We start from the raw sequence: 3,960 nt of genomic DNA on the forward strand, positions 1-3,960 counted from the left end.
CGGAGCCGTCGTCGATCAGGGCCAGCTCGGCGCCGACCTCGACGGTCTCGTCCTCGGCGACCTTGATGGAGGCCAGCACGCCCGCGACGGGGGCCGGGATCTCGGTGTCGACCTTGTCGGTGGAGACCTCGAGCAGCGGCTCGTCGGCCTCGACGCGCTCGCCCTCGGCCTTCAGCCAGCGGGTGACAGTGCCCTCGGTGACGCTCTCACCGAGCGCAGGAAGGGTTACGGAAACCGCCATGGTTTCTGTTGCTCCTTAGGAATTGCGGAAGTCTGTGTCGTCGCGCCCGGGGGCCGAAGGCTCAGTCGTGGGCGTGCAGCGGCTTTCCGGCCAGCGCCAGGTGCGCCTCGCCGAGCGCCTCGTTCTGCGTCGGGTGGGCGTGGATGAGCTGGGCCACCTCGGCGGGCAGCGCCTCCCAGTTGTAGATGAGCTGGGCCTCGCCGACCTGCTCACCCATGCGGTCGCCGACCATGTGGACGCCGACCACGGCACCGTCCTTGACCTGGACGAGCTTGATCTCGCCCGCGGTCTTGAGGATCTTGCTCTTGCCGTTGCCCGCGAGGCTGTACTTCAGGGCGACGACCTTGTCCGCGCCGTAGATCTCCTTGGCCTTGGCCTCGGTGATGCCGACGGAGGCGACCTCCGGGTGGCAGTACGTCACACGCGGGACGCCGTCGTAGTCGATCGGGACGGTCTTCAGACCGGCCAGCCGCTCGGCGACCAGGATGCCCTCGGCGAAGCCGACGTGGGCGAGCTGGAGGGTCGGGACGAGGTCACCGACGGCCGAGATGGTCGGCACGTTGGTGCGCATGTACTCGTCGACCAGGACGTAGCCGCGGTCGATGTTGACGCCCTGCTCCTCGTACCCGAGGTTCTGGGAGACCGGGCCGCGGCCGACGGCGACGAGGAGGACCTCCGCCTCGAACTCCTTGCCGTCGGCGAGAATGACCTTCACGCCGTCCTGGGTGTACTCGGCCTTCTCGAAGAAGGTGCCGAGGTTGAACTTGATGCCGCGCTTGCGGAACGCGCGCTCCAGGAGCTTGGAGGAGTTCTCGTCCTCGACCGGCACCAGGTGCTTCAGGCCCTCGATGACGGTGACGTCGGCCCCGAAGGACTTCCACGCGGACGCGAACTCGACGCCGATGACACCGCCGCCGAGGATGATCGCGGACTTGGGCACGCGGTCCAGGACGAGGGCGTGGTCGGAGGAGATGATGCGGTCGCCGTCGATCTCCAGGCCCGGCAGCGACTTCGGCACGGAGCCGGTCGCGAGCAGGACGTGGCGGCCCTCGATCCGCTGCCCGTTGACATCCACCGACGTGGGGGAGGACAGCCGGCCCTCGCCCTCGATGTACGTCACCTTGCGGGAGGCGATCAGGCCCTGGAGGCCCTTGTAGAGGCCCGAGACCACGTCGTCCTTGTACTTCTGGACGGCGGGGACGTCGATGCCCTCGAAGGTCGCCTTGACGCCGAACTGCTCGCTCTCGCGGGCCTGGTCGGCGATCTCGCCCGCGTGCAGCAGGGCCTTGGTGGGGATGCACCCCTTGTGCAGGCAGGTGCCGCCGACCTTGTCCTTCTCGATCAGGGCGACGTCCAGGCCAAGCTGCGCTCCGCGCAGGGCCGCGGCGTAACCACCGCTGCCACCGCCGAGGATCACTAGGTCGAAAACGGTGCTGGCGTCGTTCGCCACGTCACGTCCTCCATGCATGTGCGCCTGTGCCGGTCTCCGATGACCGGCAGGCGGCTGGTGTCCGGCCGCTCAATGCTTCGGCCCTGTGGTGGGGGCCCTGTCCTGCCGGGCTCCATCTTTGCACCTGTCGGGGGTGCGACGGACGCCGGGCCGGGGTGTGAGACGCCCCACGTCCGCTCCGGACGCCTCGCGCCGGGGGCGCGGACCAGCCAGGTCCGCGCCCCCGGCGGGGTCCCGCGGGCTCAGCCGAGGTCGCCGTCGGCGGTCTGCTCGGCCAGCCGCACCAGTGTGCGCACGGCGGTGCCCGTACCGCCCTTGGGCGTGTAGCCGAAGGGGCCGCCCTCGTTGAAGGCCGGGCCCGCGATGTCCAGGTGGGCCCAGGTGATGCCCTCGCCCACGAACTCGCGCAGGAACAGGCCGGCGACCAGGCCGCCGCCCATCCGCTCGCCCATGTTGGCGATGTCGGCGACGGGGGAGTCCATGCCCTTGCGCAGGTGCTCGGGGAGCGGCATCTGCCAGGCCGGCTCGCCGGACTCCTCGGCCACCTCGTGCAGCGAGGTGCGGAAGGCGTCGTCGTTGGCCATGATCCCGAAGGTGCGGTTGCCCAGCGCCAGCACCATCGCGCCGGTCAGGGTGGCCACGTCCACGATCGCGTCCGGTTCCTCGGCCGAGGCCGCCCACAGCGCGTCGGCCAGCACCAGGCGGCCCTCGGCGTCGGTGTTGAGCACCTCGACGGTCTTGCCGCTGTACATGCGCAGCACGTCACCGGGGCGGGTGGCGGAGCCGGACGGCATGTTCTCGGCGAGCGCCAGCCAGCCGGTGACGTTCACCTTGAGGCCGAGGCGGGCGGCCGCGACGACGGCGGCGAACACGGCGGCGGCGCCGGCCATGTCGCACTTCATCGTCTCGTTGTGCCCGGCGGGCTTGAGCGAGATGCCGCCCGAGTCGTAGGTGATGCCCTTGCCGACGTAGGCGAGGTGCTTGTCCGCCTCCGGGTGCCGGTACGCCAGCTTCACCAGGCGCGGGGTGGACGCCGAGCCGGCGCCGACGCCGAGGATGCCGCCGTAGCCGCCCTCCTTCAGGGCCTGCTCGTCCAGCACCTCGATGGTGAGGCCGTGCTCGTCGGCCGCGGCCTGCGCGATCGCGGCGAACGCCGCGGGGTCCAGGTCGTTCGGCGGGGTGTTGACGAGGTCGCGGGCGCGGTTCAGCTCCTCGCCGACCGCCCTCGCGCGGTCGACGGCGGCCTGGTATCCGGCCTCGCCCTCCTCGCCGCCCAGCAGCACGGCCTCGCCGAGCGGGCGGCCGTCGTTCTTCGCCTTGTCGTCCTTCGGGCTCTCCTTGTACGCGTCGAAGGCGTACGCGCCGAGCAGCACGCCCTCGGCGATCGCGGCCAGCGCGCCCGGACCGTCGACGGGGAGCGCGAAGGAGGCCTTCGTGGTGCCGGAGAGACCGCGGGCGGCCACACCGGCGGCCCGGCGCAGCGCCTCGGCGTCGTACCAGGCGTCCGCCTCGGGCTCGGCGCCCAGGCCCACCGCCACCACGAGCGGGGTGTCGAGACCGGCGGGGGCGGGCAGCTTGGTCAGCTCGCCCTCGGCGCCCGAGGCACCGAGGGTCTTCAGGACGCCGGCCAGCCCGCCGTCGTACGCCTGGTCCACGGCCTCGGCGCCGGGCGCCACGACGGGGCCCGTGCCGGCCTTGGCGACACCGATCACGATCGCGTCGGCCCGCGGGCCCGGCGCCGCGGCGGTGCTGAGAGTCAGAGCAGTCACGGTGGTGAAATCTCGCTTCCGATGTGAAGTTTGCTGGGGCCGTTTGCGCAAGCCGGTCGTCCGCGAGGGGCGACCGCCGCAAGGGGTGGGTCGACTCCCTGTCGGCGAACACCCGCCACGAGAGTACGCGCGTACGTGCGTTCGCTCATTGCCGAGGACCACCCCGGCCGCCCGCACGTCGGGCACCCCTGTCAGGCGGGTCGGACAACTGGGCCCGGGTACGGCACAGTTGCCGTCCTCAGCCGACCGACGGGGCGGTGCCTCCCAGGCACAGCACGAGCAGCGCGGCCGTGGCCGCGGTCTCCGCGAGGGCGCCGAACACGTCCCCGGTGACCCCGCCGAAGCGGGAGACGCAGCGGCGCAGCAGGAGTTCGGCCGGGACGAGACAGAGCGGTACGGCCGCCGCCGCGCGCACCGCCTCCCACGGCCCGAGCAGCGCCCCGCCCGCCCCGGCCGCCAGCGTCACCGCCGCCCCCGCCGCCAGCACTCCGGGCACCGGC

At 72.2% G+C, this 3,960-nt stretch carries 4 protein-coding genes; all 4 read right to left on the bottom strand.

The window, feature by feature from the left end; translation table 11 throughout:
- Positions 1 to 241: biotin/lipoyl-containing protein (locus GT030_RS32145; protein ID WP_346009788.1), on the bottom strand; the 241-nt coding region annotated here is incomplete at its 3' end.
- Between the two features lie 61 nt (positions 242 to 302).
- Entirely contained in the window at positions 303 to 1,691 is a 1,389-nt protein-coding gene (lpdA, locus tag GT030_RS32150) for a dihydrolipoyl dehydrogenase (RefSeq protein ID WP_161204098.1), read from the bottom strand.
- Between the two features lie 242 nt (positions 1,692 to 1,933).
- The gene (locus GT030_RS32155) at positions 1,934 to 3,460 is read right to left on the bottom strand and encodes a leucyl aminopeptidase (RefSeq protein WP_161204099.1); all 1,527 of its coding nucleotides are present in this window, start codon (positions 3,458 to 3,460) and stop codon (positions 1,934 to 1,936) included.
- A gap of 238 nt (positions 3,461 to 3,698) precedes the next feature.
- Positions 3,699 to 3,960, bottom strand: a 262-nt coding sequence (locus GT030_RS32160; protein ID WP_202460835.1) for an adenosylcobinamide-GDP ribazoletransferase, incomplete at its 5' end; no start/stop codon positions are given.

This window comes from Streptomyces sp. SID1328 (assembly GCF_009865595.1).
In the GTDB taxonomy this organism is placed as follows: Bacteria; Actinomycetota; Actinomycetes; order Streptomycetales; family Streptomycetaceae; genus Streptomyces; species Streptomyces griseoluteus.